Below are 976 nucleotides of genomic sequence, written 5' to 3'. Positions count from 1 at the left end.
ATTCTAACAAAGAATATTTCAACAAATACATAATTAATATATAAACCACAAAAAATACAAAGGCTAATAAAAGCAATTCCAAAAATAAATTTGTAAAATTCATATAGAATTTAAAACATCCTACAACTATTGATGCTATTACTGCTCCAACAACAGCTTTTAACGGTTGTTTTATATCAAAAACTTGAATAACCATTTCTTTTGCTAAAATAATTTGAATGACAAACTGTGTAATTTCTGCTATAACTGTTCCTATTGCAGCTCCATTATATGAATATCTAGGAATTAATATCGCATTAAAAATTATATTAATAATAGCCCCACTTACAACAGCAATCATTAAATTTTTTTCTTTTCCAATAGAAACTGAGTATTGACTTCCTATAATTTGTGACAATGAAGAAATAATAATTGTAGGCATTAAGATCAACATAGGAGTACTTGCAAGAATGTAGTCATATCCTGAAATAAAACACACACTTTCTTTTGACATTATTACAAAAAAACAACATAGCGGTATCGTTAAAAATGATAAAAAATCAAAGGATTTAATTAACAAAGAATAAACATTGTCCTCTCCATCCTTTTCTATATAAGATATTCTTGACATCATAACTACACTAAATGAAGAGACAAGTGTTATAAGAATTGTTTTTATTTTTACCGCAACCGAATATATCCCTGTTGCGTAATCACCTTTAAAAAAACCAAGCATAACAGTATCCAAACTTGAATATACATTTACTGCCAGCGTTGTAGCAAAAAGAATTAAAATGGGTTTTATATGTTTTTTTATTTCATAATCTTCAAATCTTTGATAATCAATATAATTATGTGAATAAATAATATTCAATATATTACCAGCTCCTGTTGCAAAAACAGAAATCATTGCATAAATTGCCCCATCTTTACTATTTTTTACAAATAAAAACATCATTATTTATGGAAGGCCCAAAAAAAAAAAAAAAATTTTTTC

The 976-nt window shown here is 26.0% G+C and carries 1 protein-coding gene; it reads right to left on the bottom strand.

The features are described 5' to 3' along the window. On the bottom strand, window positions 1-937 hold a 937-nt coding region (locus tag DW963_RS13125; RefSeq protein ID WP_147347608.1), incomplete at its 3' end, for an oligosaccharide flippase family protein. Between the last annotated feature and the right edge of the window lie 39 nt (window positions 938-976).

This window comes from Eubacterium sp. AM46-8 (assembly GCF_003466705.1).
GTDB lineage: Bacteria > Bacillota > Clostridia > Lachnospirales > Lachnospiraceae > Lachnospira.
The sequence above is the reverse complement of the archived record's forward strand: the minus strand, read 5'-3'. Positions and strand labels throughout refer to the sequence as shown.